Genomic DNA, 24251 nt, shown 5'->3' with positions numbered 1-24251 from the left:
TCCGAAACTGCAGCCACCCCCTGGCACCGTTTATCATCCGTTGATTCCGAAAACGACCGACTTCTCCCGAGGAGCCCCGCATGTCTTCCTATAACCGCGCGACGGACCGCTACACGAGGCCCGCCGTCTTTTTCCACTGGATCATTTTCCTGCTCGTCGCGCTCGCCTATCTGGCCATCGAGATACGCGGCCCGCGCGGCTCCGACAGCCGCGCGTTCTGGACCGGCATTCATTTGTGGGCGGGCACGCTCGTGCTCTCGCTATCGGTCTTGCGGCTGCTCTGGAAGCTCTGGGCCGGCGCGCCCGAGGAACTCGAAAACACCCGGCTGCTCGCGTTCGCGGCACGCGCCGTGCACCTCGCGCTCTACCTCTTCATCTTCGTGCAGCCGCTGCTGGGCATGCTGATGCTCAACGCCGGCGGCCACCCGGTCACGCTTGCGGGAACCGGCATCGGCTTCACGCTGATCGGCGCGGATTCGATCGCCCGCCCGCTGCTCAAGGACGCGCACGAATTGCTCGGCAACGTGTTCTACGGGGTGATCGGCGTGCACGCGCTGGCGGCGATCGTGCATCACGTGATCTTCAAGGATCGCGCGCTGCGGCGGATGATCTGAGCGCGAGGCGCACAGAAACACGCTCGCCGCGATCTTGCACGGCGCGGCGTGGACAATGCTCGGGCAGCGTTCAGCAGCGCTCACATAAGCGCCCAGGCGGCGCCCAAACGGCGTCGCTCAATTGCGCCAGTTGGCCTCGTAGAAGCGCACATAGCCGCTTCTAAGCACGAGACATTGCGCCCGCGTCTCCGACAGCAGGCGGCGCGTGGCGGCCTCGATGCGGGGCCGGTGCGCGTCGAATGCGACGACCATGTCTTCGAGCCGCGGCGATAACGCGCCGAAGTGATCTTCGAGGGCTTCCGCAGTGATCATGCACTCCACCCTCTGCCCGTCGATCATCGCGGGAAACGCCAGGGTCAGTTCGCGACCTGAATATTCAGGCGCTTCGTTCGGGAATTGGATCTGCATGGGAATCACCTGGAAAATTGCCGCGCATGAGGTGATGCGGTAATGCGCGCACGGGTTGCATCCTGTCGTGTCCGCCGCTCGTTCCTCCTTGTCCCATGCAGCCGACGCGGGCCGTCACCTCGTTGCGGCAGCGAGTTCGCGGCGCGCCGAGGTGAATTGATTCACTTTAGACGAGTTCGCGCAAGGCGCAAGCCTTACCTGGGTTTTCCTTGAGATGCGTGCTGGTGGTGTGCGATTCGGTGCGCGATTCGAGGTGCCTTCAATGGGCTCCTGATGCGCATTTCGCCGCACACGCCGGTGCATGTTGCGGCGCGGTATGGCGCAACGGCAAAGAAAGGCGCGAAAACGGCGGTGAGGGCAAAACTGCGGAAACAACTGCGAAACCGGCCGCGCGATTGCGTGTAAAGTGTCGCGCTCGACCGCTCGCTGCCGCGCGCCGCCCCTCATTCGCACGATGCCCGACTCCATCCGCCCGCCTCTGATTCGCGTCGAACCGCTCGGCCAGAGCTTCGAAGCCCCCGATTCGCTGACGCTTCTCGAAGCCGCCGCTTTCGCGAATCTGCGTTTGCCGCGTTCGTGCCGCAATGGCACATGCCGTACCTGTCTGTGCAGGATGACGGCCGGCCGCGTGCGTTACACGATCGAATGGCCGGGCCTCAGCCGCGAGGAAAAGACCGAGGGTTATATCCTGCCGTGCGTGGCGATCGCCGAAACCGATCTCGTGATCGAAGTGCCGGACGCGATCGAATTACCGGCGCGCTGAGGAGCGAGGCAGCGACTCAGCGCCCGCGGTTCAAGGCTCGTAATTCAAGGCCCGCGATTCAATACCTGTGATTCAGGGCCGGTGACTCAGCGCCCGTTGCCGAGCGCGCGGGAAATCTTCTTGTCCGTGTTGTACTGGCTCAGCGCATAGACCGACCAGATCGCGGCCGGCACCCAGCCGATCAGCGTGACCTGCAGGATCAGGCAGATGATGCCCGCGAACGGACGGCCAATCGTGAAGAACTGCAACCACGGCAGAAGGATGGCAAGCAATAGACGCATTCGGTTTTCCTGTGGGTTTTCCTGTGGGTTTTCCTGTGTTTCTATCCGTTTCTATCGTTCCGGCAGACCGCGTTGAGGCGCATTTACCACGCATTTACCACGCATCTGCCGCTCGTTTACGGCTCATGTGCGGTATCAATCGTCGATCGGCGCAAAGCGCGGCACCTTCGCGCCCTCAAGCTCGACAAGCTCGAAAAACACTGTCGCGGGCCGGGTCCAGATCGTACCATTGGCCGCCCGGTAGACGATCATCGTGACCGTCGGATCGGATTCGAGCGTCGCCTCGCAAATCAGTTCGTAAATGCCGCCCTTGTAGTGCCGGTAGCGCACGGTATCAGTCCTCATATTGGGTTCGATCGAAACATTTGCAAGTGCGGTCCGCGTGCGTTCAAGCGCGCGTCAGCCGCCCTCTTTCAGCTGCTTCAGAATCTTGTAGACGGTCGCGCGGCCCATCGTCAGCACCGCGGCCACGTAGTTCGCCGAGCTGCGTCCGCGAAACGCGCCCTGCGCATGCAGCGCCTCGACGATTTCGCGCTTGTGCTCGCGCGTGAGCGCATTGATGCCGATCTGCCGTTCGCGCAGCCAGGTATGCAGATAGGTGTTGATGCGGTCCTGCCAGTCGTCGCGGAACAGATCCTCGGCGGGCGCGTCGGTCATCGAGCCGCCCTTGATGAACAGATCGAGCGTCGAGCGCACGTCCTCGAACACCGCAATATTGAAGTTCACGCACAGCATGCCGGCGGGCCTGCCGTCGTCGTCGAACAGGATGTTGCTCACGCAGCGCATGCGACGGCCGTCCCAGTTCAACTTCTCGTACGGGCCGATGGTTTGACCGCGCGCCGCGAAGTGCGCGTCGTCGAGCACCGACGGCGCGCCCACCTCGAGTCGCGACAGATTGTTCGCCAGATACGCGACGGTCTGATCGCGCAGATCGTGAATCACCACTTCGGCGCACGGATAGAGCAGCGCGGCGATGCCGTCGGCGATCGGCGCGTAGCGCTTGAGCAGCAGGTCTTTGACAGGCGACACGTTCTGATTGCGCATGAGATAAACGCGGGGTTCGAAGAAGGCGGCAAGGGTGCGGGCCGCGAATAGCGCAGCGATGCGGCTCGCCGAAGCCGGGCGGTAAAGCGCGCGCGCCGGCCCGGCTCGCAACGCGCCATTGTAGCGAGATGGGCCGGGCATCGCGACCGATGGCCGCCGCCGCGACATCGACGGCATGATGCCGGGTCCGCACGCCTGCGTGCAAAGCCCCGCCAGACGGGCGATGCGGGGCACATGCGGGGCGTGCGCGGAACTTTGCACTATCCAATCAGGCCCATTTAAGGCATCATATTGCAATAGTTGCATTTCGCACCCAGCAGCACTGGCAGCACCAGGCAGTCTCAAACCGGCATCTCCGCACCACCCCCGACTGTTCGACCGCCGCTCGCCGGCGATCCCGTCACCCCGGCAATGCGCCGCATGCATTCGCCGTCGCGAGTCGTACAACTGAGCGGTTCAGCTTCATGCGTCCGATGCGCGCGGCGTCCGCGCGACTTCAGCGTGTTTTTTCCGTCGAATCCGCGATTTCGCGCGGCCGCTCGAGCCATTGTCATTGAGCCTGCCCGGCCGGTTAGCCTGGCCTGTGCCAACCCTTTTTCATCGCGGCGCGCCTTCGGGGCTGCGCCGCCCGGTCCGCGCCGTCGCGCCGTACATCACGCGCGCCACGCGGATCACGCCATACAGGACACGTTGTTCATGAATCCAGCAGTCAAAACCTACAAGGGTTACGAAATTCATCCGCTCGTTTATCCGCACCGCCCGGCGGGCGCGCAGACGAGCCGCGATCCCGGCGCCGGCTACGACGCGTCGGTGCGCATCTGCCGCGTCGGCGCGAATGCGGCCGCCGACGGCCGGGTGTTCCGCCTGCAGTATCTGTTTCCGTTCGACGGCATGGGCAAGGCGCGCATCGCCTGCATGGCGCACGCCGAACGGCTCATCGACGGCCAGGTGAACGGCCAGTCGGTCGCCGATCTTTGAGCGGCCAGGGCGGCCGGCGCCATCGCAGGCACGGGCCGGCGGCGCGCTCCGGCGCGACACCCCGCCCAACCACGTATTCCAGGCCGCGTCGCCCGGTTTTGCCGGCGACCGGCTCTCTACTCATCATCCATCGACCAGGAGTTATGCATGGCGAAAGAAGAACTGATTGAACTTGACGGTATCGTCGACGAAGTGCTTCCGGACAGCCGCTACCGCGTGACGCTCGACAACGGCGTCGTGGTCGGCGCTTACGCATCGGGACGCATGCGCAAGAACCACATCCGCATTCTGGCGGGCGATCGCGTGACGCTCGAAATGTCGGTCTACGACCTGACCAAAGGCCGCATCAATTTCCGCCACAAGGACGAGCGCCCGAGCGGCGGCGCGCCCCGCCCGCCGCAGGCTGCGCGGCGGAGATAAGCTGAAGCAGCGCATGGCGCACTGCGTACCCGCAAGATGCGGCGATGCAGTGCGCACAAGCGGCGGGAAGGCACGCCTCGCACCGAATGCTGCACGCACGCGCACGGCCCCCTACTCCCCGAACACCGCCCCCAGATCTTTCGCCGCTGCGCTTCTGCGCACCTGCTCGATCACCCGCTCCTCGAGTTCCGATAGATGCTCGCGCATCGCCGCCAGCGCGGCCGGCAGGTCGCCGGCATCGAGCGCGTCGATGATGCGCGCGTGCTCGTCGGCGGAACAGCTCGAACCCTTCGACGGATCGAACAGCGCCTTGTACAGCTCGGTCTTCGCGACCAGTTGCCCGACCATGCCGAGCAGTTCGGTGCCGCCCGCGAGTTCTGTCAGCAGCACGTGAAACTGGCCGGCGAGGCGCACGGATTCGTCGATCGCACCCGTGCGCAGCGCCTTCTCCTCGCTGCGCACATGCGCACGCAGACGGCGCTTGTGAGCGGCGCTCAGCGCGCCGCACAGCGACGCGGCGATGCCCGCCTCGACGATCTGCCGCGCGCGATACACCTGACGAATGTCCTCCTCCGACGGCGACGGCACGAACGCGCCGCGATTCGCCTCAAGCACGAGCTTGCCCTCGAAGCCTAGTCGCGCGAGCACCTTGCGCAGCGCGCCGCGCGTGCAGCCGAACGCCGCCGCGAGATCGCGCTCGACCAGTTGCGCGCCCGGCCGCAGACGGCCTTGCAGCAGCGCCGCGGTAATCGATGTGTAGATGCGCTCTTCGACGCTCGGCGCGGTGTCGTCTGTCGTGCCTGTAGCAGGCGCGGCGGATTCAGCAGGTAAAGGACGGCGGGTACGTGAGGCCATGAATTCAGTGACGGAAAAAGCGGGTAACGATGGAGCGAAGACCATGCAGAGCCGGTGTAAAGCCGGCGAGCATGGGCGATGCCGCCTTGCACGCCCGCGGCGTCCAGCCCGCGCGTAAGCGGCACCTTAGCCGCTCCTGAGCGGCAAGCCGGCATCGCGGCATCGCGGCATCGCGGCATCGCGGCATCGCGGCATCGCGGCATCGCCTGGCATTCTAGCGGTGGCCCATGCGAGACGCCAAGGCGCTCGCGGCTCAGCCTGCATCGCGGCTTATGTGACGGCTTATACCGGACATTCCTCAAAATGGTTAACCATTTCAGGTTATTATGGCTAACCAAAAGAAAGCTTGCAGCGGTTTTTCCCGTTTCCGCGCCGGCTCGCGCCGCCCGCCCCATCGGGCTCCGGCGCACGCATGCGCCGCTGCTCGCCCGGTTCCATTCCGCGCCGCCGTTGCTCTTGTCAGGCCGCGCCGCTTTTTGCCTTCAGGTCCATCGTGAATTCGTCCTCCAGCGCCCGCTCGTCCCGCACCTCCGCGAACCACGCCAACCACGTGGTCCATGCCGCACTGACGTGGCACGACATCGTGTGGCTCGGCGCGATCGTCGTGATCGGCATCAATCTGCGGCCGTTGCTCACGTCGATCAGCCCGCTGATGACGACGATCCGCAACGCCACCGGCCTCAGCTTCTACGGCGCGTCGCTGCTGACGAGCCTGCCGGTCGTCGCGATGGGGCTCGGCGCATTCGGCGCGGCCGCGTTGACGCGCCGCCTCGGCGAAACGCGCGGCGTCGCGCTCGGCCTGCTCGCGATCGCGCTGGCCTGCGCGGCACGCGCGCTCGCATCGAGCGGCGCGACCCTGCTCGCGACGGCCTTGCTGGCCGGCGCGGGCGTCGCCGCGATTCAGGCGCTGCTGCCCGCCGTCATCAAGCAGCGCTTTCCCGCGCGCGTGCCGCTCGCGATGGGCGTGTTCTCCGCGTCGATCATGGGCGGCGGCGGTCTCGGCGCGAGCCTGAGCCCGCTCGTGAGCCGCGCGGCGCAATCGTGGCATGCGGGTCTCGCGGTCTGGGCGATGCCGGCCTGCATCGCGCTTGCGTGCTGGTGGCGGCTGACGCGCGGACACGCCGGCCCCCACGCCGCGCATGAGCCCGCCGCAACGTCCACCGCACGCTTCTCGCCCTGGGTCACGCCACGCGCATGGACGCTCGGCCTCTACTTCGGCATCGTCAACGGCGGCTATACGAGTCTCGTCGCGTGGCTGCCCGCGTTCTATCAGCAGCACGGCGCGAGTGTCGAGGCAAGCGGCTCGCTGCTCGCGGCAATGACGCTGTTTCAGGCCATCTCGGCTTTGCTGCTGCCGCTCGCCGCGGCACCGTTCCGCGACCGCCGGCCGTGGCTCGCGCTCGGTCTCTCCGCGCAACTGGCCGGCGTGCTGGGCCTGATCTTCTGGCCCGACGGCTCACCGCTGTTGTGGGTCGGCATGGCCGGCGCGGGACTCGGCGGCGTGTTTTCGCTGACGCTCGTCACGGCGATGGACCACTCGGCCGATCATCGCGTGGCCGGTCAACTGGTCGCATTCACGCAGGGTGTCGGTTTTATCGTCGCGGCGCTCGCGCCGCTCGTGGCCGGCATCGTGCGCGGCTGGAGCGGCGGCTTCGTTGCCGCGTGGATCATGCTCGCCAGCTGCATCGCCGCGATGATCGCGTTGACGCTGGTGTTTTCGCCACGCAGTTATACGCGCTGGCTTCGAGGGCTTCAGTAAAGCCAGCGCTTCAGGCCACCCAGCCTCCCGGTTCGAACGCGGCCGTCCACGTGCAGTTCAGACCGCAATGCAGCGTGACGTGCCGCTTTAACAGACCGTACCCGGACAGGCCGTGCGCCTCGAATCCGGTCGATGCCCGCCGCTGGCGCGTAGCCACCCTACGCGCCGAATAGAGAGCCTGCCAACACCGAACCTAGAAATTGAAGTTGTCGATATTGCTCGCGTCGAACGTGGTCGGCGGTCCGAGGATGATTTCGCCGTGCGCACCGACCGTGCGCTTGCCGAGCTTGCCGGCATCGAACGATTCGCCTTCCTTGCCGGTGATCTTGCCCGACGCGAGCGCGGCCGCCGCATAGGCGGCGAGGTAGCCGAGCTGGTTCGGGTCCCACAACTGGAACGCCTGCACGGTACCGTTCTTCACGAACGCGCGCATCTGGTTAGGTGTCCCGAGGCCCGTCACGGCCACCTTGCCCTTGCTCGACGACGACGAGATATAGCGCGCCGCCGCCGCGATTCCGACCGTGGTCGGCGCGACGATCGCCTTCAGGTTCGGATACGCCTGCAACAGACCCTGGGTTTCGACGAACGACTTCTGATCGTCGTCGTTGCCGTAGGCGATCTTCACGAGCTTGATCTTCGCGTACTCGGGCTTCTTCAGTTCTTCCTGCATCCACTTGATCCAGGTGTTCTGATTGGTCGCGTTCGGCGTGGCCGACAGAATCGCGAACTCGCCCTCGCCGCCCATCAGCTTCGATACGAGTTGCACCTGGCCCCGGCCGATGCCTTCCGCGTTCGCCTGATTCACGAACAGTTGCCGGCCCTCGGGCGCGGTGTCGGAATCGAACGTGACGACCTTGATGCCCTGGCCCATCGCCTTCTTCAGATACGGCACGACCGCGTTCGCATCGTTCGCGGCAATCACGATCGCGTCCTGATGCTGCGTAATCAGCGTGTTGATGTACGAAACCTGCGACGACGCGCCCGCATCCGACGGTCCCACCACCTTGCCCACGCCGCCGAACTCCTTGATCGCGGCCATGCCGCCATCGTCGGCGATCACTTCATAGGGGTTGTTGATCTGCTTCGGCAGAAACGCGATTTTCAGGCCGCTTTTGAGGTCCGCGGCCCATGCGCCGCTGCAACTGACCGCGAGCAACGCGGCGCACAGCGCAGCCATACCGGTGTGACGTAGAGGTTTGAACATGAAGTGTCTCCTGCGTTGTTGTCGGGCATCGGAAGACCCGGGTTATCGGTCGTTGGGACTACGGAGATACGGAACTATCAGGAAACCGAAGCAGCCGAAGCAGCCTCAGCAGTGGATGCAGCCGCGGACTTCGCGATGAAGCGCCGGTCGCGCGCCGCACGCCAACGCGCGACGAGGTTCGGTATCAGCACCGATGCGAGCAGCAGCACGCCGGTCACGATGGTCAGCGTTTCGCTCGAAACGTCATCGAGCGTCAGCGCGTTTTTCAGCACGCCGATAATCAGCAGCGACAGCAGCACGCCGACCATCGAGCCGCGTCCGCCGAAAATGCTGACGCCGCCGAACAGCACCGCCGCGATCACCGACAGCTCGAAGCCCTCGCCGTTATCGCCGCGCGCGCTCGTAAAACGCAGCGTATAGACGATGCCGGCCAGCGCGCTGACGAGCCCCGACAGCACAAAGAGACGCAGCCGGATCTTCGCGACCTCGATGCCGGAGAACGCGGCGGCAGTCGGATTCGCACCGATCGCATAGAGGCTGCGGCCGAACGCGGTGGCTTGCAGCAGCACCGTGAACAGCACGGCCGCGACGATCACGATGACGAACGGCAACGGAATAAAGCTCGCGCCGAGCGTGTCCATGCCGAACGCCGTATAACCCGCGGGAAAATCGGCGACCGCCTGGTCGCCGAGCAGCACATACGCGAGGCCGCGAAACAGCGCGAGCGTGCCGATCGTAACCGCGAGCGAAGGCAGGTTCAGCCTGACGATCACGAGACCGTTGAGCAGCCCGGCCAATGCCCCGGCGATCAATACGAGCACGATCACGACCGGCATCGGCAAACCCATATGCCACAGCACGCCCATCAAGGCGCTGGAGGCGCCGAGCACCGATGCAACGGAAAGATCGATTTCGGCCGCGACGATGATGAGCGTCATCGGCAGCGCCATCAACGCGATCTCGGTCAGATCGGCGAGCACGTTGCTCAGGTTCGCGCCCGTCAGAAACACCGGCGAGAGCCAGCGCCCGAGCCCGAGCGACGCCATCAGCACGAGCACGAGCAAGGCTTCCCATTGCAGCGGCGTTTCGCGTTTGCGCGTGAGCAGCGCGGAATCGGGTTTAGCCATGATCGCGTTTCCTCATCATGCGTTTGGCGACGGAGCGGGCCAGCAAGGTATCGGCGGCGATCGCGGCGACGATCAGCGCGCCCTGGATCGCCTGCTCCCAGAACGGCGACACGTGCAGCACCACGAGCGCGATGCTGATGACGCCGAGCACGAGCGCGCCGAGCGTCGCGCCGAGTATCGTGCCGACGCCGCCCGTGATCGCGACGCTGCCGACCACCGCCGCCGCCACGACCTGCAATTCGATGCCCTTCGCGGTGCTCGCATCGACGGTGCCGAAGCGCGCGAGCCACAACGCGCCCGCAAAGCCCGCGATTGCGCCGGACAGCAGAAAGCCCGCCATCACGCGCCGCTCGACGTTGACACCCGCGAGCCGCGCGGCTTCCGGGTTCGAGCCGATCGCATAGTGCTCGCGGCCGCCGCGAAACTGCTTCAGATAGACCGACAGCCCCGCGAGCACGACGGCCGCGATCAGCGCGAGCGTCGGGATGCCGAGCAGCGTGCCGGTGGCGAGCCGCGAATACGCGTCGGGCAGACTGGTCGCGTTGATCTGGCCGCCATGCACCCACGCGTAGTCGGCGCCGCGAAAGATGTAGAGCGTGGAGAGCGTCGCGACGAGCGACGGCACGCGTCCCACCGCGACCAGCAGCGCGTTGATGCCGCCCGCGACGAGACCGATCGCGAGCCCCGCCGCGAGCGCAACGAGCACCGGCATATGCGGAAACGCGACGTAGAGACTGCCGACCGCATATGCGCTGACGCCGACCGTCGAGCCGACCGACAGATCGATATGCCGCATCAGGATCACGACGGTCATGCCGGCCGTCAGCAGACTGATGATCGACACGTTGAGCAGCACGTCGCGCAGATTCTGCAGATTGAGGAACTGCGGCCTGGCGAGCCCGGTGCCGACGATCAGCAGGATCAGGACGACGAACAAGGTGGTTTCGCGGCTTCTCGCGATGCTTGCGACGAGGCCGCCCGATGCGCCCGACGAGCGTTTCGGCAGCGACGGCCGGACCGGCGCGGGATGAGTCGAATGGCGCATCATGCCGCACGTCCCAATGGTGAAAGACCCTGACCGAGCGCTGCGCCCATGATGCGCTCCTCGTTCGCGTCGGCGCGCGCGATCTCGGCGCTGATGCGCCCTTCGTGCATCACGAGCACGCGATCGGCCATGCCGAGCACTTCGGGCAACTCGCTCGAAATCATCAGCACGGCCATGCCGTCGCGCACGAGTTCGGCGAGCGCGCCGTACACCTCGGCTTTGGCGCCGACGTCGATGCCGCGCGTCGGCTCGTCGATGATCAGCACTTTCGGACCGGTCGCGAGCCACTTGCCGAGCACGACCTTCTGCTGATTGCCGCCCGACAGCGTGCCGACCGGCGCATGCGGATCGCCCGCTTTCAGGCGCAGGCGCGTGCCCCATCGGTTCGCGAGTTCCGTCTCGCTGCGCGTCGAAATCAGGCCGTGGCGCACGAGCCGGCCGAGCACCGTCAGCGAGGCATTGCGCGCGATGCTGAGTTCCAGGGCGAGCCCTTGCTGGCGGCGGTCTTCCGGCACGAGCGCGAGTCCCGCGCGCACCGCGGCGGCCGGCTTGCCGGTTTCGAGGCGCCGGCCCGCGAGCCACACTTCGCCGGCGTCGAGCGGATCGATACCGAAGATCGCGCGCGCGACCTCGCTGCGCCCCGCGCCGACGAGACCCGCGAGCGCGACGATCTCGCCCGCGCGCACCTCGAACGAAATGTCCTTGAACACGCCGATGCGCGTCAGCCCGCGCACCGACAGCCGCACCTCGCCCGGCGCGCAATCGGCTTTCGGATAAAGCGTTTCCAGATCGCGGCCGACCATCTTCGCGACGATCGCGTCGGTCGTCAGATCGGCGGTCAAGGCGTCGAACACTTTCGCGCCGTCGCGCATGATCGTCACGCGCTGCGTGAGCGCGAACACTTCGTCGAGCCGATGCGTGATAAAGAGGATCGCCACATCGCGTTCGCGCAGCTTGCGCACGATCGCAAAGAGGCGCTCGACTTCGGGCAGCGACAACGCAGCGGTCGGCTCGTCCATGATCAGCACGCTCGCGTTCAGCGACAACGCCTTCGCGATTTCGATCACCTGCTGATCCGCAATCGACAGACCGCGCACGAGTTGATCGGCGCGCAACTCGACGCCGAGCGATGCGAGCAGCTCGTCCACTTCGCGATGCATCGCCTCGTACTGGATGCGGCCGAAGCGGTCGACCGGCTGCCGGCCCATGAAGATGTTTTCCGCGATCGACAGATCGAAGAACAGCGTCGGTTCCTGATAGATGACCGCGAGCCCGGCATCGCGCGCTTCGGCGGGCGTCGCGAAGCGGCGCGGCGCGCCGTTCACGAGCAGTTCGCCGGCATCGGGCTGATGCACGCCGGCCAGTATCTTCACGAGCGTCGACTTGCCCGCGCCGTTCTCGCCGAGCAGCGCATGCACTTCGCCGGGCCACAGCACGAGGTCGCCGTCGGCCAGCGCGCGCACGCGGCCGAATGATTTGCTCGCATGCCGTAATTCGAGTCGCGGCACGGCGGATGAGGATTGCTGCACTGCCTGTCTCCTGAGTCTTTTTTCGCCGGGGTTTTTTGCGGATTCTTCCGCGTTGCCGCCTCGCTGCTTCTGCGTTCTTTCTATGTTTTTTCTGCGTTCTTTCCGTGCCTCGGTTGTACCGCGTCAAATGCGATAGCAACGTTCCGCATTGCCGCGAAACAGCGCGTTCTTTTCAGCCTCGCTCGCATCGGCGACGATCGCCGCATACGCGCTCCACCACTCCGTATACGAACCGAACAGCCGGTCGACCGGAAAGTTCGACGCGAACATCGCGCGCTCGACGCCGAACGTATCGATCGTTTCGAGCACATAAGGCCGCAGGCTTTCGACGGTCCAGCGGTAATCGAACATCGCGAGGCCGCTGATCTTCACCGCGACGTTCGGGCAAGCCGCGAGCCTACGCATGCCCTCGCGCCACGCGCGATAACCGGCCACGCTATTACGATCGACGAACATGCCCGCATGGTTGACGATAAAAAGCGTGTCGGCGTGCTCGCGTGCCAGCGCGGCGGCCTCTTCCATTTGAGACGGATACAGTTGCAGATCGAACGACAGATCATGCCGGCGCAGCAGCGCGAAATGCTCGCGCCATTGCGGCTCGCGCATGAAGTGGCGGTCGACGTAATCGAACAGCCTGTTGTCGTGCACGTTGAGAATCTGCCGGATGCCGCGCGTATTCGCAAACGACGCATGCGCTTCGAGCAGCGCGGGTGCGTTCGCCGCGGACAGATCGACGGCAGCGACAATCGCATTCGGCATGCCGCGCGATTCCTTGCGATCGGCAATCGACTGAAGCCAGCGCGTTTCTTCGACCGGATCGGCGGGATCGTGATTCGCCTCGACGTGCACGAGTTTGAGCACTTCGATCTCGCCCGCTTCGCCAAGCAGATCATCGAGCAGATAGTCGTGCTTCAGATCACGCGCGTCGCCGACGAACGACACGCCCGGATTGTCGAGCCACGGGTAGCGATGCGTCTTCAGGTCCCACAGATGAATATGCGAATCGACAACCTGCATGCGGCACCTTCGTCGAGTGAAAAGCGTTTCGAGGCTCGTTCGTGAGATTCGTTCCTGCGGTGCCCGGCCATAGTCACCGGCACCCGGTGGTACTCAACGGTATGCGGTACTCAACCGCCGAGCTGAAAAACCGGTTCGAGCCTCTGCTGAAACGGTGTGTGATCGGACTCGGTTCGCATGATGTCGGCCATGTAATCCCACCATTTGCGCATGATCGCGAGTTGCGGCAACTGGTCCATCGTGTGCTCGCTCGTGCGTGTCAGGATGGCGAAAAGATGATGCGAACCGGGATCGAAGAAAATCCTGTAGTCGCGCACGCCGGCGTGGTGCAGCGCGTCAACCAGCTCGGGCCAGATCTGCGCGTGACGCCGTTCGTATTCCTCGCGCATGCCGGGGTTGAGCACCATCCGGAAAGCGATTGTCTCCATTGCGGCCTGTCTCCACCCTACACGATGCTTGCGGTTCGTCGCTTTCTCGGGGAAGCGTATGGAACGACTATAATTCCAGCGTCGATAGCATCTCAATCCGTTGTTGGGATTGGGCGATCCACAAACCGAATCGCACCGGAACCATGAGCCAACATTCAGCCGCCGTCTCACTCGTCAACCGGCTCAAGTTCAAACACCTCGCCCTGCTCGTCGCACTCGACGACACCCGCAATCTCCATCAGGCCGCCGAGGCCGTCAACGTTGCCCAGCCCAGCGCGAGCCGCATGCTCGGCGATATCGAGGAAGCCTTCGGCTTCCTGCTCTTCGAGCGCAACGCGCGCGGCATGACGCCCACGCCGCTCGGCGTCGTCACGCTCGCCTACGCGCGGCGCGCGCTCGCCGAACTCACGCGCTTCGCCGAAGACCTCGACGTCAAACGGCGCGGCGGTCACGGGCAATTGACCGTCGGCGCGATCATGGGCGCCGCGCCCGATCTGCTGGCGATGTCGGTGGCCGTGCTGAAGACCGAAAGCCCGCTGCTCAACGTGCGCATTCTCGGCGAAACAAGCGACCAGGTCGTGCAATTGCTGCATCGCCGCGAAATAGACCTCGCACTCGGGCGTCTTACGAATCCTCTGCAGCACAACGACTTCAGTTTCGAGCCGCTCGCGCGCGAAACGCTGCTGCTCGTCGTGCGCGCCGTGCATCCGCTCGCGCGCCGCGCGCGCATTACGCTGCGCGAACTGGTCGACTGGCCGTGGGTCGCGCAGCCGGTCACGAGTCCGGCGCGCGTGTTGTTCGAGGAAGAACTCGCGCGTGAAGGGCTCGCGACGCCGGTCAATCTGACCGAATGCGCGTCGATCTTCGCGACGCTGCAATTGCTCGAAAACTACGATGCAGTGGCGATGCTGCCGGAGTCGGTCGTGCGCGATCATGTGCGCGGCGGCCTGCTCGTCGCGTTGCCGCTCGAAATCGGCAAGAGCCTCGCGGGCTTCGGCATTCTCACACGCAAGGAAGAACCGCTCGCCGAACCGGCGCTGCGTTTCATCGAACTGCTGCGCGGTTTCTCGCGCAAGCTCGCGCGTGACGAAGGCGTGTCCGTCGGCAACGCGGCCGATACACCCGATACACCCATTACGCCCGCCACGGTGAATTGACGCAAGCATGGCTATTGCGCTCGACTCGCGCGCTTATTGCAAATTGACGAACAGGCCGCCATCGACGAGCAGCGCCGCGCCCGTCACATAGCGCGCGCGGTCCGAGGCGAGAAACACCACGCAATCGGCGACGTCTTCAGGGCGCCCCAGGCGACCAAGCGGAATGCGCTTCTCGAAGTAGGCTTTCTTCGCTTCATCGGCAAGGTCTTCCGCGTTGAGGTCGGTTGCGATCGTACCGGGCATCACCGAATTGCAACGGATGCCGAACGGTCCAAGCGCAATCGCGCACGACTGCATCAGCGAATGCACGCCGGCCTTGGTCGGTGTGTAATGCGTCTGCATCGCGCCGCCCACCAGCGCGCTGATCGAACTCGTCGCGACGATCGCACCGCCCGTGCCCTGCTTTTTCATCTGCTGCGCGGCGGCCTGCGTGACATAAAACGCGCCGTTCAGATTGACCGCGACCGTCGCTTCGAGCACCTCGGGCGTCATGTCGAGAAACGCGTGAAACGGGCAGATGCCGGCATTGCTCGCGAGCACGTCGACCTTGCCGAATGCGTCGACCGTGCGGCGCACCAGTTGCTGGCCCGTGTCGCGCTCGGCGACGTTGCCCTCTACCGCGATCACGCGCCGCCCTAGCGCCTCGATTTCGTCGACCACTTCCGCGACGGCGGAGCGGCGGCCATACGATGCGTCGTTATCGCCCCAGTAGTTGATCGCCACGTCCGCGCCTTCGCGGGCGCAGGCCACCGCGATCGCGCGGCCGATGCCACGCGAGCCGCCGGTGACGATCACCGCTTTGTCCTTGAGCAGCACGTCATTCTCCTTTGCTTCGATTCGTCGTTTGGGGCAGGCGTAATGCGCCCAACGTGCTCAGCGTGCTCAGCGTGCTCAGCGTGGATAAGGCCGCACCAGCGCGCATTCCGGATTGAGCCGCACGCCGAAGCCCGGCGTGTCCGGCACCTTCATGCGGCCATTCACGGGCACGGGCTCGTCGAGCAGTAGCGGGTTGAACATCGGCACGACTTCGTCGGCCTTCGGCGCCATCATCAGGAACTCGGAGAACGGCGAGTTGTGCCGCGTGACGACGAAGTGATAGCTGTACACCGACGAACCATGCGGCACCACCATCACGTTGTGCGCATCGGCGAGCGCGGAAATCTTGATCAACTCGGTAATGCCGCCGCACCAGCCCACGTCCGGCTGGATCAGATCGCAGCACTGCATCTCGAGCAGCATGCGAAAGCCCCAGCGCGTCGCCTCGTGTTCTCCGGTCGACACCATCATGCCGCGCGGCACGTTGCGGCGCAGTTCGGCGTAACCCCAGTAATCGTCAGGTGGAAGACACTCCTCGACCCATTTGAGGCCGTATTCGTGCGCGCCCTGCGCGAGCCGCGTCGCATAACGCACGTCGAGACTCATCCAGCAGTCGTACATGAGCCAGAAGTCGTCGCCGACGCGCGAACGCATGTCGGCAAGTTTTTCGAGGTTCTGCTTCAGCCCCGCTTCGCCCTCGGCGGGACCGTGCTGCAACGGCAGCTTGCCGCCGATAAAGCCCATCTCCTTCGCGAGATCGGGCCGCGCGCCGGTCGCATAGAACACCAGTTCGTCGCGCACCGGACCGCCCAATAGCTGATACACGGGTTCCTTGCGCACTTTCGCGAGCAGGTCCCACAGGGCGAGATCGACGCCGGAAATCGTGTTGAGCACGATGCCCTTGCGTCCGTAATAGAGCGTCGCGAAGTACATCTGATCCCACATCTTCTCGATGTCGGTCACGAGCTGTCCTTCGAGAAAGCGCGCGAGATGCTTCTCGACGATAAACGCGCCGATCTCGCCGCCGGTCGTCACCGCGAAGCCGACCGTGCCGTCGCTCGCCTCGATCTCGACGACCAGCGTGCCGAGCACGTTGATGCCGAACGACTGGCGGCTCTGCCGATACTCGGGATAACGCGCCATGGGTGTCGCGATGTGATCGTCGATCCAGTGTCCTCCGGCTTGATCGTGATAGTCCGCACCGCCGCCGCGAACGATGAAGGCACGCACGTGCCGGATGGTAGGCATGGCCATGAAGGGACTCCGTGTGGGATGCGTCAGGGCATCGTCAATGCGTGTGCGATGCGCGTTTCAGGCGGGCGCGATGCGCGCTCAATAAGTGGCACGGCCACCCGACAGATCGAACACCGAGCCGGTGCTGAACGCGCAATCTTCCGAAGACAGCCAGAGGATTAGCGAGGCCGCTTCTTCCGGCAGCAGAAACCGGTTCATCGGAATCTTCGAGAGCATGTAGTCGATATGCTGCTGCGACATCGAATCGAAGATCTCGGTCTTCGCCGCAGCCGGCGTAACCGCATTAACGAGGATGTTTTTCGTCGCGAGTTCCTTGCCGAGCGACTTGGTCAGGCCGATCAAGCCGGCCTTGGATGCGCTGTAGTGCGAGGCATTCGGATTGCCTTCCTTGCCCGCTATCGACGCGATATTGACGATGCGGCCATAGCCCTGCCTGAGCATATGCGGCACGACCGCGCGGCAGGTCAGATAGGGGCCGATCAGGTTCACGTCGATCACGCGGCGCCACACGTCGGGCTCGAGCTCCCAGGTCGTGCCGTTGCCGCCGGTGATGCCCGCGCAATTGATCAGCACGTCGATCGAGCCGTGTTCGGCAACGGTCTGCTCTGTCGCTTTCTGGACCGCGGCTTCGTCGGTCAATTCGACCGTGACGGCGCTGACTTTGCCGAGTTCGGCCAGTTCGCGCTGGCTGCGCGCGAGACGCTCGCCGTCGAGATCCCACAACGCCACCGACGCGCCCGAGCGCAACGCACGCTGCGCCACTGCATAACCGATGCCACGCGCGCCGCCCGTGATGACGACCGCGCGCCTCTCCAGATCGATCCGATTCATTGCCATGCTCCTGTGGGCACGCTTGGGCAGCATGCCATCGAGTTGTTGTATCGCTGCTATGCGCCTTGTTCGTGCCGACGCTTCGGTGAGGTCACCCGGCTGAGTCACTCAGTCAGGTCACTCAATCAGCTCAATATACGGGCGCTGCGATGCGCCAACAATTCGAGTATTGGAGAGGGCGATAGCAAAAGTGAATCGGGGTGGGCCGCGCGTACTTCACGAACACTTCGCGAGTACTTCATACTCGCCGGCCGCGAGGCGATGCAAGGCGATGCGATGGCGTAATCCTGCAAAAGCAATGTCCCGCCACCGCTAATCCGCGTCGACAAAAAGCATCGAAATATAAAGAATCGTCGACACGACGATAATGCCGACGCCGACCAGTACCCGCGTCCGGTCGAAATTGATGCCGCCGATGATGACCACGCCGATTCCCGCGATTGACGATAACGTGCCGAACGCCGCGAGGCCGACGTGAATCTTGCTGCTGATGAGCTTTCTGCGCTCGGCGTCTCCGTTAGGCTGCGATTCATTCCGTTCCATTCGATGCTCCTTCGCGCGTTGCAATCGATCCGGATACGGCGTCGAGCTTCATATCGAAAGACACCGCCGCCCATCCATGATGCGCTTCAACACGCATCCGCGCCTATGACGCGGATCACGCTGCGTTACCTCACCTCGGTGCCGCCTCGCGACACCGACGCGGCCACCGCCGCGACGAACACCGCGTGCACCGAGTCGCCAACCTTGATCTGATCCAGCGCGACGTCGGGCGACACGTCGAGCGTTTCCGTGCGCGTCGGGCCGCGCAGCGTGATCGTGCGGTTCTTGTGATCGATCTTGCGCACCGTCGCCACGACCTCGATGCGCCGCGCCGACGCAACGACACCGTTGACCGCCGGCTGCGTGACTTCGGTATCGACACGCTTGCGGATGCCGTTCGGCGCGAGCCTGTCGACGCCGATCAGCACTGCCTTCTTGTAGGCGATCGTCACGATATCGCCGATATGCAGCTTGCTGACGTCGGCTGCCTGCGGGTTCACCTCGAACGTGTCTTCGCCGCCTCGCGGACCGCGCAGCGTCACGCTATTCGTCGCCGGATCGATCGCGACGACGCGCGCCTCGACATGCAGCAGCGCGGCCGCGCCGACCGCCTGCGGCGCGGCCGCCGGCGCGTTTTGCTGCGCGAGCGCGGGCCCCGCCGTCGCGGCCAGCACCGCCAGTGCGATCGTCAGCGCTGTCACGCGCCCCCATCCCGAACCCGGTGTATTGCAAGCCATGCAACTCTCCTTTTGATTGCGTCGTTGGTATAGGAAAAACTCGTTATTGCCGATGACGTGCTACGCACCCGCACTCGAAAAAACGGGCGGACAAAAACAACGATGTGGAAAATAAACCGTGAATCGTGACGCGCGAAACACAATGCAATAAAGTGAACAACGCGTTGCCTTTATTCGCGAGACGAAAAAATCGCGCAACGCCGCCGCGCTTTTGCCCATGCAGCGAATAAGCGGACTTCTTCCGGATCACGGCGCGCGACGAGCCGTGCGGCTTCAGGCACGCGCTCGTGTGGGCGTCAGCGGCTGGGTCGGCGACGAGCCATAACATCTTCCTCGCGAGGATATCGATGACTGCACGATCACAGCACGGCCCGATTGATCCGGGCCAGGAAGTTGCCAATAAAAATTGGCAATGAATCGACAACGTTATGACTATTTCAAACTGTCAGGTGATGCTAACAAACGCGTAAAAGAATGGCAAGGCGAGTCACGCAACATCGCAATACACGCATTATCGAATGCATCATCTCTGCAAATTTTCGTGAAGATTTTCGTCAATCCGGATGCTGCCTCGATATCGATCGACCGATTGTTCGCATGACGATGCGAAACGAGTCATTCGTTGAGCTTCGATGCGCGGCGGCACGGCTCCTGCTCCGCGTTGCCGGGATACGTGAAAACCCTTAATGATAGGCATCGTAAGGGAATCATCGATTGCGCATCGCCAGATACAAAAAATTGTCGTCAATCATTGGAATACTGCGAGTACCGCTTTATCGGTCCGACGGAATTGCCGTCAAACATCGCGCATGGAACTGCGAACCCGGGCATCGCGCTTGCTGCCCGCGTCGGCATCCGGCACAACACTTATTCAAAGGACATTGCACATGATTACCGCCCGCCCCTGCACCGCCGCCTGCGTGATCGACGGCCGGCTCGTCACGCTGACTTTCTACCCGGACAACGGCGTGCTGCGCATTGCCGATCCGTCCGGCGCGTGCCTGCGGGAAACGCGCTGGCACGGCTCGTGGCGCGCGTTGCTCGACGAATTCCGCGGCTATAACGACATCCCGGAAACGAATGAAACGGCGCGCGGTTACGACGATATCGTCGCGCGCCTCGGCGACCCCGCCTACCCGACGCGCGACATGGCCCTCGCGTGAAAGACCGCGTGAAAGATGGGCGAAGCGGTACCGCTCCGCACTCGTCGCTGAAGATGCATTTAAAAACCGCTGCATTAAAAACGCATCGTTTCGCGGCACCGCGTTTCCGCACCGCTCGTCGTCAATGATTCGCCAACCGCACGCCGAGCCGCTCACCGACCTTCACTGCCCGACATAGACCTTGCAGGGCGCCCCGGAAGCACATGAGCGGCCGCCGCCCGCTTCCGATTGCCCCTCCGACGCGCCGCCATAAGACACATTGCGCACCGTCTGCGCTTCCTGCCTCGGCTGCCAGCCACGGCCGAACGACATGTCGGTGGTGGCCTGCGCCGATTCGTTCGCGTTCTGCTGCATCAGTTCGTGGCCCGACATGCCGGACCCCGGCTGCTCACCCGGTTGCGCCGCATGGGCCGTTCTCGGTGCGAGAAACAGCACGGTGCAGGCGGCAACCATCAATACGCGTACTTTCATTTCCGGACTCCTTGCATCCGGCGCAGCAGCTTTCGTCCTCCAGAAGAATTGATCCGCAAAAAGCCGGCCGCCCAAGCGGGCCGAGGAACGGGTCGATGCCAATGCGCCACTGCTGCGACGGGTCATCGAACTAAACGGGTGAAGAATTGCCACACTTGCAACCGACGTCGGACACGCATTCGCGCGTCGCCGGAATCGGCCGCCGCAAGAGCGGCAGCAAGTCTGCGTTCCGCAGTTTCTGTAGTTCTTTTATAGTTCGAACGAGAGGGAATTCAATCGAGGCGGTTCCGTCGATGTGGTCAAATGTCCACACCGTTCGATAAACCGCATTTGCCGATAAAATCCGTGCAGACAAAACGTGCCTTGCGCGCGCATTGCGTTATGATGTCGTCATAACGCACAAAAAGCGGCGGCCGTGCATCGGCGAAAGTCCGGTGAAAGACGGAAAGCGTGGAATTGATCCCAGCCATTCGCACTCAATGCGTCGAGACAAGGTTTTTTCATCGCGGACACCGGGCCTACCGGCCCCGTTTGCCGCGCTGCGACATGCTGAAATATTTTCTGATCGAAACACCGGGTTTGACGGTCGATTTTTCACGCGACCGTCTTCGGCATAGGCCGTCGTATTGCAATTCAGGGAGCAACGTTTTTTAACGCGGCTCGTGGCATTCCCTTCAATCAACAACCCCACCGCGGGCCGGCCCTCTTCATTGGGCTCGATGCTTCGCAGCTATTGCCTGCTATCTGTACCGACAGAATGCCGGACGTTTTAGAAGGACGAATATCTTATGGACGAAAGGAAGCGAGATAGCATGATTGCGTATCTCCGCCATCGTATGGACGAGTTTGGCATCAAACCGGAAGACCTCGCCGCCGCACTCGCCTCCGAGTCGATGGCGAAACAGGCCGAGCGCTATCGCAATGCGACCGGAGACAGTTGGGACGGCAACGGCGAAATGCCGCAATGGCTCAAGCAGGCCATTAGTGCCGGGCAAAGTATCGAACACTTCGAATTGTCGCCAAAGCCGGTGCCCACGCCCCAGCCGAAAAAACAGGTGGACTGGTCGAAAGATCCGTTTGCCGGAACGCCGCTCGCGCGCCAGCAAGGCCGTTGAAGCCTGGCCGCCCTGCTTGCCTCAGGGCACGATTGAAATTGCGCCGGCTTCGAAATGCGCCGCCGCGCCGCGCACCGTTTTTGTGCCGCCACTCGTTCCATTTGCATCGTGCGCAACATTCGCGGCATGCTGCGCATATTGCGGCAATTCGATAAAAGCGCTCACCTGCCGCACGATCTGCCAGAACGTCTTGTCGAAAAGACGCGCCTGCTCGTCATCGGATACGTTGCCGCCCGCGAGCGGATCGGCGATCGCCCAGTCGAGAAATAACGGCTCGCCGGGAAATACCGGCGCATGAAGTCCGCTGACCGAAGCGTCGAGCGCGATCACGACATCCATGCGCGGCGCCCATTCTCCAGTGAATTCGAGCCAGCTTTTCGGACTCAGCATCGCGCGCCCGGAAATGCCGGGCCGCAATTGCGCCAGCGCCAGCGGATGAATTCGCGCAGCCGGCTCGGGGCCCGCGCTGAATGCTTCGAACCGGTGTCCCGCCAGTTCTCGCAGTATAGCTTCGGCAATGATGCCGCGAATCGAATTGTCCCGACAAAGAAACAGCACCTTATATTTTCTGGTCACGCCGATCCCGTACCCATGTTTTCTATTGGCCCCTGAGCGGCATTTTGCCGCCCCTGTCTTGCGCCCCCGTGACACGACGGCGTCTCCACTTTTTGCGCCACGGGAATTCGTACTGGCATCGATTCACGGGCACTGAGCACAACGCACTGCCAAACATTGCGCAGTGTACCAGTGAGCGATACGTCTTACATTATCCTGTCAATATTCGATGAATCACGCGGCACTCGCGCCATCGTACCGCACCGGCGCGATGCGTCGTTCAGAAGCGCAGGCCGTGCAGAAACTGCAACCAGAGATTGCTGAGCGTGCTGGCTGGGTGTATCCCGCTCGCGAGTTCGTCGTGCTTCACATCCTGTCTCGCATCATGCTGCGTGTCGCCTGCGTGATCTGCGCCGCCGGATCGATGCGCGTCGTGACCGGTGGCCTGATTCGTCTGCGCTGTGCCGGTCTCCGCCGTGGCTTCAGGTGAATCGTCTGCGCCAGCTTCGGCCTTCGTGCGCGCGCTCTGCGAGGCCGCTTTCGCCTGCTTCTTCGCATCTTTCGTTTTTTGCGCGGCTTGCGCTTCCTCTCTGCGCGCCGTCTGCAACGCAGCCACGCTGTCCGCAATCTGCGCGGCACGCTGCGGCTCGCATTGACGGCCGAGCAACACGCCGAACAGCACGTCGCGATTGTGCCCTTCGTCGGCGAAGCGCATCGCGAGCGACACCATCTCTGCGTACGCCGCTTCGTCGGCCGCGCGCGCCGCCGCTTCGCGCTTCGCCTGGGCGCGTTGACGGCGCGCAAGCTGCGCTTCGAACGCGCGCATCTGCTCGGCGTAAACGGCGTCGTAGACCTTGCGCTGTTCGGCGTCGGAAAGAATCGCGTACGCGTCCTTGATCTCCTGGAACGCGGCGCGCGCCGTGTCTTCGGCGCCATGATTGCGGTCGGGATGCCACTTCATCGCGGCTTTCCGGTAGGCCCGCTTGATTTCTTCGTCGCTGGCGTGCGCATGCACGCCGAGCGTGTCGTACAGGGTTGCCATGCTTTGCTCGATCTCGCCGGTCATTGACCGGGCCATCGTAGCATGCGAAAAACGGCGTCACCGTGAAGCGGCTGCGCCCCGCGACCGGGCGCGCGGGAACAGCGGCAAAAATCGCGAAAAACCCGCAAAAAAAGGCCTCGCCACCGATGTAGCGAGGCCGAGTCCCATGTCGAAGGAGATGCCATGGAGGAGACGAATCCATCATAAGCGCCATGCGGTGCGGGCCCAACCAATGGTTCGCCATATGCTTATCGGCCGCGCCTTCACGTGCATTGCAGCGCGCCGGCCATCGCGCGGTTATATCGTTAGAACAAAAAGTCGCTTAGCGGCGCGGCTCGGCGTCATTAAGATCACACTTCAAAGTCCGGTTCGCCGGCCGGCTCTCGCGCAGTCCGCCTGAACCGCATCATGAACCGCGCCATCCGCCGCTACCGAAGGAGCATTTCGTTGAGCAGATTCGATCATTCCCGCCGGCCGCTTATCGTCGGCATTGGCGGCACGACACGCGCGGCCTCGTCGACCGAGCGCGCGCTCGCCTTTGCGCTGCGCGGCGCCGAAGCCGCCGGCGCCGACACCCGGCTGTTCGGCGGCGCCTTCCTGCATAGCCTGCCGCATTACGCGCCGGAACAGCCCGAACGCACCGCGGAACAGCTCGAACTGATCGAGGCCGTGCGCCGCGCGGACGCGCTGATCGTCGCGACGCCCGGCTATCACGGCGGCGTGTCGGGCCTCGTCAAGAACGCGCTCGACACGCTCGAGGAACTGCGCGCCGACGCGCGTCCCTATCTCGACGGCCGCGCGGTCGGCTGCATCGTCACGGCCTATGGCTGGCAGGCGGCGGGCTCGGTGCTGAGTTCGCTGCGCTCGATCGTGCACGCGCTGCGCGGCTGGCCGACGCCGTTCGGCGCCGGCATCAACACGCTCGAAACGCGCTTCGATACCGCCGATAGCTGTTCCGACCCGAAGGTCGTCGAACAACTCGCGACAGTCGGCCAGCAGGCCGCGCAATTCGCGCTCGCGTTCAATGCACACCGTACTTCGGGCGCCTCGGGTGCCGTGGGCGCATCATCGGGCGCTCCATCCAGCCAGACAGCC

At 63.9% G+C, this 24251-nt stretch carries 28 protein-coding genes and 1 pseudogene; 9 read left to right on the top strand and 20 right to left on the bottom strand.

Annotated features, from left to right (window positions below; genetic code table 11):
- Positions 1 to 80: 80 nt before the first annotated feature.
- Entirely contained in the window at positions 81 to 614 is a 534-nt protein-coding gene (locus F3J19_RS12475; protein WP_167041546.1) for a cytochrome b/b6 domain-containing protein, read from the top strand.
- Between the two features lie 117 nt (positions 615 to 731).
- On the opposite strand, the gene F3J19_RS12470 is transcribed toward F3J19_RS12475, so the two are convergent.
- Positions 732 to 1022 carry a DUF1488 domain-containing protein gene (locus F3J19_RS12470; protein ID WP_167041543.1) on the bottom strand — a complete coding sequence of 97 codons (291 nt, stop codon included), beginning with the start codon at positions 1020 to 1022 and terminating at the stop codon, positions 732 to 734.
- A 454-nt stretch (positions 1023 to 1476) separates the two neighbouring features.
- Between F3J19_RS12470 and F3J19_RS12465 the strand changes: the two genes are divergently transcribed.
- Entirely contained in the window at positions 1477 to 1785 is a 309-nt protein-coding gene (locus F3J19_RS12465; protein ID WP_167041540.1) for a 2Fe-2S iron-sulfur cluster-binding protein, read from the top strand.
- Between the two features lie 86 nt (positions 1786 to 1871).
- On the opposite strand, the gene F3J19_RS12460 is transcribed toward F3J19_RS12465, so the two are convergent.
- The 3 genes from F3J19_RS12460 to F3J19_RS12450 form a co-directional block, all read right to left on the bottom strand.
- Complete coding sequence (locus F3J19_RS12460) at positions 1872 to 2066, bottom strand: YqaE/Pmp3 family membrane protein (RefSeq protein ID WP_167041537.1); 195 nt, start codon at positions 2064 to 2066, stop codon at positions 1872 to 1874.
- Between the two features lie 135 nt (positions 2067 to 2201).
- Positions 2202 to 2411, bottom strand: coding sequence for a DUF1653 domain-containing protein (locus tag F3J19_RS12455; protein WP_167041534.1), 210 nt, complete (start codon positions 2409 to 2411; stop codon positions 2202 to 2204).
- Positions 2412 to 2465: 54 nt separating this feature from the next.
- The gene (locus tag F3J19_RS12450) at positions 2466 to 3110 is read right to left on the bottom strand and encodes a PAS domain-containing protein (RefSeq protein ID WP_167041531.1); all 645 of its coding nucleotides are present in this window, start codon (positions 3108 to 3110) and stop codon (positions 2466 to 2468) included.
- 696 nt (positions 3111 to 3806) lie between these two features.
- Between F3J19_RS12450 and F3J19_RS12445 the strand changes: the two genes are divergently transcribed.
- Both F3J19_RS12445 and infA read left to right on the top strand, forming a co-directional pair.
- Positions 3807 to 4088, top strand: coding sequence for a hypothetical protein (locus tag F3J19_RS12445; RefSeq protein ID WP_167041527.1), 282 nt, complete (start codon positions 3807 to 3809; stop codon positions 4086 to 4088).
- 147 nt (positions 4089 to 4235) lie between these two features.
- Positions 4236 to 4508 (top strand): translation initiation factor IF-1, encoded by a 273-nt coding sequence (gene infA / locus F3J19_RS12440; protein ID WP_167041524.1) that lies wholly within the window; start codon positions 4236 to 4238, stop codon positions 4506 to 4508.
- Between the two features lie 111 nt (positions 4509 to 4619).
- Here the strand turns inward: infA and F3J19_RS12435 are convergent, their stop codons facing one another.
- A complete protein-coding gene (locus F3J19_RS12435) occupies positions 4620 to 5363 on the bottom strand; it encodes a GntR family transcriptional regulator (protein WP_205192805.1) in 744 nt (247 codons plus the stop codon).
- Between the two features lie 550 nt (positions 5364 to 5913).
- Here F3J19_RS12435 and F3J19_RS12430 point away from each other — a divergent pair.
- Positions 5914 to 7122: a cyanate transporter gene (locus tag F3J19_RS12430; protein ID WP_345891026.1), complete on the top strand. Its 1209-nt coding sequence runs from the start codon at positions 5914 to 5916 to the stop codon at positions 7120 to 7122.
- Between the two features lie 193 nt (positions 7123 to 7315).
- Here F3J19_RS12430 and rhaS read toward each other — a convergent pair whose 3' ends face one another.
- From rhaS to F3J19_RS12400, 6 genes are all read right to left on the bottom strand, one after another.
- Positions 7316 to 8326 (bottom strand): rhamnose ABC transporter substrate-binding protein, encoded by a 1011-nt coding sequence (rhaS, locus tag F3J19_RS12425; RefSeq protein ID WP_167041518.1) that lies wholly within the window; start codon positions 8324 to 8326, stop codon positions 7316 to 7318.
- A 77-nt stretch (positions 8327 to 8403) separates the two neighbouring features.
- The gene (locus tag F3J19_RS12420) at positions 8404 to 9453 is read right to left on the bottom strand and encodes an ABC transporter permease (RefSeq protein WP_167041516.1); all 1050 of its coding nucleotides are present in this window, start codon (positions 9451 to 9453) and stop codon (positions 8404 to 8406) included.
- On the bottom strand, positions 9446 to 10501 hold the full coding sequence (locus F3J19_RS12415; protein WP_167041513.1) for an ABC transporter permease: 1056 nt from the start codon (positions 10499 to 10501) through the stop codon (positions 9446 to 9448). The genes F3J19_RS12420 and F3J19_RS12415 overlap by 8 nt, the downstream gene beginning before the upstream one ends.
- Positions 10498 to 12027 (bottom strand): sugar ABC transporter ATP-binding protein, encoded by a 1530-nt coding sequence (locus F3J19_RS12410; RefSeq protein ID WP_167041510.1) that lies wholly within the window; start codon positions 12025 to 12027, stop codon positions 10498 to 10500. The genes F3J19_RS12415 and F3J19_RS12410 overlap by 4 nt, the downstream gene beginning before the upstream one ends.
- A 123-nt stretch (positions 12028 to 12150) precedes the next feature.
- Entirely contained in the window at positions 12151 to 13044 is an 894-nt protein-coding gene (locus F3J19_RS12405; RefSeq protein WP_167041507.1) for an amidohydrolase family protein, read from the bottom strand.
- Positions 13045 to 13154: 110 nt separating this feature from the next.
- Positions 13155 to 13472, bottom strand: coding sequence for an L-rhamnose mutarotase (locus F3J19_RS12400; protein ID WP_167041504.1), 318 nt, complete (start codon positions 13470 to 13472; stop codon positions 13155 to 13157).
- Positions 13473 to 13615: 143 nt separating this feature from the next.
- Between F3J19_RS12400 and F3J19_RS12395 the strand changes: the two genes are divergently transcribed.
- A complete protein-coding gene (locus tag F3J19_RS12395; RefSeq protein WP_167041501.1) occupies positions 13616 to 14629 on the top strand; it encodes a LysR family transcriptional regulator in 1014 nt (337 codons plus the stop codon).
- Between the two features lie 33 nt (positions 14630 to 14662).
- Here F3J19_RS12395 and F3J19_RS12390 read toward each other — a convergent pair whose 3' ends face one another.
- From F3J19_RS12390 to F3J19_RS12370, 5 genes are all read right to left on the bottom strand, one after another.
- Positions 14663 to 15445, bottom strand: coding sequence for an SDR family NAD(P)-dependent oxidoreductase (locus F3J19_RS12390; protein WP_167041498.1), 783 nt, complete (start codon positions 15443 to 15445; stop codon positions 14663 to 14665).
- 75 nt (positions 15446 to 15520) lie between these two features.
- A complete protein-coding gene (gene rhmD, locus F3J19_RS12385) occupies positions 15521 to 16699 on the bottom strand; it encodes an L-rhamnonate dehydratase (RefSeq protein WP_167041495.1) in 1179 nt (392 codons plus the stop codon).
- 78 nt (positions 16700 to 16777) lie between these two features.
- Positions 16778 to 17530 (bottom strand): SDR family NAD(P)-dependent oxidoreductase, encoded by a 753-nt coding sequence (locus tag F3J19_RS12380; RefSeq protein ID WP_167041492.1) that lies wholly within the window; start codon positions 17528 to 17530, stop codon positions 16778 to 16780.
- 312 nt (positions 17531 to 17842) lie between these two features.
- Complete coding sequence (locus F3J19_RS12375; protein WP_167041489.1) at positions 17843 to 18073, bottom strand: hypothetical protein; 231 nt, start codon at positions 18071 to 18073, stop codon at positions 17843 to 17845.
- Positions 18074 to 18198: 125 nt separating this feature from the next.
- The gene (locus F3J19_RS12370; RefSeq protein ID WP_167041486.1) at positions 18199 to 18810 is read right to left on the bottom strand and encodes a copper-binding protein; all 612 of its coding nucleotides are present in this window, start codon (positions 18808 to 18810) and stop codon (positions 18199 to 18201) included.
- Between the two features lie 887 nt (positions 18811 to 19697).
- Here F3J19_RS12370 and F3J19_RS12365 point away from each other — a divergent pair.
- Positions 19698 to 19973, top strand: a complete 276-nt coding sequence (locus F3J19_RS12365; RefSeq protein WP_167041482.1) for a hypothetical protein — start codon at positions 19698 to 19700, stop codon at positions 19971 to 19973.
- Between the two features lie 162 nt (positions 19974 to 20135).
- Here the strand turns inward: F3J19_RS12365 and F3J19_RS12360 are convergent, their stop codons facing one another.
- Both F3J19_RS12360 and F3J19_RS12355 read right to left on the bottom strand, forming a co-directional pair.
- Positions 20136 to 20444, bottom strand: a complete 309-nt coding sequence (locus F3J19_RS12360; protein WP_167041479.1) for a hypothetical protein — start codon at positions 20442 to 20444, stop codon at positions 20136 to 20138.
- A gap of 299 nt (positions 20445 to 20743) precedes the next feature.
- Positions 20744 to 20914 carry a hypothetical protein gene (locus tag F3J19_RS12355; RefSeq protein ID WP_167041477.1) on the bottom strand — a complete coding sequence of 57 codons (171 nt, stop codon included), beginning with the start codon at positions 20912 to 20914 and terminating at the stop codon, positions 20744 to 20746.
- 318 nt (positions 20915 to 21232) lie between these two features.
- Between F3J19_RS12355 and F3J19_RS12350 the strand changes: the two genes are divergently transcribed.
- Complete coding sequence (locus F3J19_RS12350) at positions 21233 to 21559, top strand: H-NS family nucleoid-associated regulatory protein (protein WP_167041474.1); 327 nt, start codon at positions 21233 to 21235, stop codon at positions 21557 to 21559.
- A 21-nt stretch (positions 21560 to 21580) separates the two neighbouring features.
- On the opposite strand, the gene F3J19_RS12345 is transcribed toward F3J19_RS12350, so the two are convergent.
- The gene (locus tag F3J19_RS12345; protein ID WP_167041470.1) at positions 21581 to 22135 is read right to left on the bottom strand and encodes an arsenate reductase ArsC; all 555 of its coding nucleotides are present in this window, start codon (positions 22133 to 22135) and stop codon (positions 21581 to 21583) included.
- 259 nt (positions 22136 to 22394) lie between these two features.
- Complete coding sequence (locus tag F3J19_RS12340; RefSeq protein WP_167041467.1) at positions 22395 to 23156, bottom strand: J domain-containing protein; 762 nt, start codon at positions 23154 to 23156, stop codon at positions 22395 to 22397.
- A 447-nt stretch (positions 23157 to 23603) separates the two neighbouring features.
- Here F3J19_RS12340 and F3J19_RS33070 point away from each other — a divergent pair.
- A pseudogene (locus F3J19_RS33070) lies at positions 23604 to 24191 on the top strand (NAD(P)H-dependent oxidoreductase); the annotation flags it as partial.
- Between the last annotated feature and the right edge of the window lie 60 nt (positions 24192 to 24251).

Origin of the sequence: Burkholderia sp. Ax-1724 (assembly GCF_011752995.1) — a bacterium.
Taxonomy (GTDB): Bacteria; Pseudomonadota; Gammaproteobacteria; order Burkholderiales; family Burkholderiaceae; genus Paraburkholderia.
This window is presented reverse-complemented; position numbering and strand designations above follow the sequence as displayed.

What these genes read in the sequence shown, in the direction of transcription:
- F3J19_RS12395 (WP_167041501.1), top strand. Translation starts at nt 13,616, where the DNA reads ATGAGCCAACATTCAGCCGCCGTCTCACTCGTCAACCGGCTCAAGTTC.
- F3J19_RS12350 (WP_167041474.1), top strand. Translation starts at nt 21,233, where the DNA reads ATGGACGAAAGGAAGCGAGATAGCATGATTGCGTATCTCCGCCATCGT.
- F3J19_RS12435 (WP_205192805.1), bottom strand. Translation starts at nt 5,363, where the DNA reads ATGGCCTCACGTACCCGCCGTCCTTTACCTGCTGAATCCGCCGCGCCT.
- F3J19_RS12370 (WP_167041486.1), bottom strand. Translation starts at nt 18,810, where the DNA reads ATGGCTTGCAATACACCGGGTTCGGGATGGGGGCGCGTGACAGCGCTG.
- infA (WP_167041524.1), top strand. Translation starts at nt 4,236, where the DNA reads ATGGCGAAAGAAGAACTGATTGAACTTGACGGTATCGTCGACGAAGTG.
- F3J19_RS12465 (WP_167041540.1), top strand. Translation starts at nt 1,477, where the DNA reads ATGCCCGACTCCATCCGCCCGCCTCTGATTCGCGTCGAACCGCTCGGC.
- F3J19_RS12355 (WP_167041477.1), bottom strand. Translation starts at nt 20,914, where the DNA reads ATGGCTGGGATCAATTCCACGCTTTCCGTCTTTCACCGGACTTTCGCC.
- F3J19_RS12460 (WP_167041537.1), bottom strand. Translation starts at nt 2,066, where the DNA reads ATGCGTCTATTGCTTGCCATCCTTCTGCCGTGGTTGCAGTTCTTCACG.
- F3J19_RS12365 (WP_167041482.1), top strand. Translation starts at nt 19,698, where the DNA reads ATGATTACCGCCCGCCCCTGCACCGCCGCCTGCGTGATCGACGGCCGG.
- F3J19_RS12470 (WP_167041543.1), bottom strand. Translation starts at nt 1,022, where the DNA reads ATGCAGATCCAATTCCCGAACGAAGCGCCTGAATATTCAGGTCGCGAA.
- F3J19_RS12475 (WP_167041546.1), top strand. Translation starts at nt 81, where the DNA reads ATGTCTTCCTATAACCGCGCGACGGACCGCTACACGAGGCCCGCCGTC.
- F3J19_RS12405 (WP_167041507.1), bottom strand. Translation starts at nt 13,044, where the DNA reads ATGCAGGTTGTCGATTCGCATATTCATCTGTGGGACCTGAAGACGCAT.
- F3J19_RS12360 (WP_167041479.1), bottom strand. Translation starts at nt 20,444, where the DNA reads ATGAAAGTACGCGTATTGATGGTTGCCGCCTGCACCGTGCTGTTTCTC.
- F3J19_RS12420 (WP_167041516.1), bottom strand. Translation starts at nt 9,453, where the DNA reads ATGGCTAAACCCGATTCCGCGCTGCTCACGCGCAAACGCGAAACGCCG.
- F3J19_RS12400 (WP_167041504.1), bottom strand. Translation starts at nt 13,472, where the DNA reads ATGGAGACAATCGCTTTCCGGATGGTGCTCAACCCCGGCATGCGCGAG.
- F3J19_RS12455 (WP_167041534.1), bottom strand. Translation starts at nt 2,411, where the DNA reads ATGAGGACTGATACCGTGCGCTACCGGCACTACAAGGGCGGCATTTAC.
- rhmD (WP_167041495.1), bottom strand. Translation starts at nt 16,699, where the DNA reads ATGGCCATGCCTACCATCCGGCACGTGCGTGCCTTCATCGTTCGCGGC.
- F3J19_RS12415 (WP_167041513.1), bottom strand. Translation starts at nt 10,501, where the DNA reads ATGATGCGCCATTCGACTCATCCCGCGCCGGTCCGGCCGTCGCTGCCG.
- F3J19_RS12445 (WP_167041527.1), top strand. Translation starts at nt 3,807, where the DNA reads ATGAATCCAGCAGTCAAAACCTACAAGGGTTACGAAATTCATCCGCTC.
- rhaS (WP_167041518.1), bottom strand. Translation starts at nt 8,326, where the DNA reads ATGTTCAAACCTCTACGTCACACCGGTATGGCTGCGCTGTGCGCCGCG.
- F3J19_RS12375 (WP_167041489.1), bottom strand. Translation starts at nt 18,073, where the DNA reads ATGGAACGGAATGAATCGCAGCCTAACGGAGACGCCGAGCGCAGAAAG.
- F3J19_RS12380 (WP_167041492.1), bottom strand. Translation starts at nt 17,530, where the DNA reads ATGAATCGGATCGATCTGGAGAGGCGCGCGGTCGTCATCACGGGCGGC.
- F3J19_RS12340 (WP_167041467.1), bottom strand. Translation starts at nt 23,156, where the DNA reads ATGGCAACCCTGTACGACACGCTCGGCGTGCATGCGCACGCCAGCGAC.
- F3J19_RS12450 (WP_167041531.1), bottom strand. Translation starts at nt 3,110, where the DNA reads ATGCGCAATCAGAACGTGTCGCCTGTCAAAGACCTGCTGCTCAAGCGC.